Below are 578 nucleotides of genomic sequence, written 5' to 3' on the forward strand. Positions count from 1 at the left end.
TGATGATAATCTTTAGTTGCCTGTTTTTAGGTACGTTAATATTCACGTTTTTTAACGATAGATTTTATAATATGCCTATAGGACAAATCACTCAAATTACTGATATCCAATCACAAAAGGTAACAGACGAGCACAAAAATAAAGATATTAAGTACAAAGAGAAGATAACATTCAAGATTCTAAATGGTGAATTCAAGGGGCAAACAACGACGATTCCCCACCAATATGTGAAATCTCAAGCTGATTCAGAATCATTTTCCAAAAATGACAAGGTTCTTTTACATATTTCTAAAAATCCTAAAGACGCAACTATTATAGAGAAAAAACGAGATACTATTGTTGTCATAATAACCGGCTTATTTTTACTTACTGTTTTAGTTGTAGGAAAAAAAGTAGGACTTCAATCTATATTATCTCTTATCGTTAATACCATTGCCGTTATGGGAGCTATTTTAATACATGATCAATATGGGGCTATAAGTTTATTCTTTTTGATGACTTGTGCTATTATCATTTCCACTTCTTTCACTTTACTACTTGTAACAGGTTGGCATAGCCGAACCTTAATTACTATTGTA

The 578-nt window shown here is 31.1% G+C and carries 1 protein-coding gene; it reads left to right on the forward strand.

Annotation, left to right across the window (positions count from 1 at the left end; genetic code table 11):
- Nucleotides 1-71: 71 nt before the first annotated feature.
- On the forward strand, nucleotides 72-578 hold a 507-nt coding region (locus IE142_RS40155; RefSeq protein WP_229831284.1), incomplete at its 3' end, for a YibE/F family protein.

The organism is Streptomyces mutabilis, assembly GCF_014649815.1.
Lineage (GTDB): Bacteria > Actinomycetota > Actinomycetes > Streptomycetales > Streptomycetaceae > Streptomyces > Streptomyces mutabilis.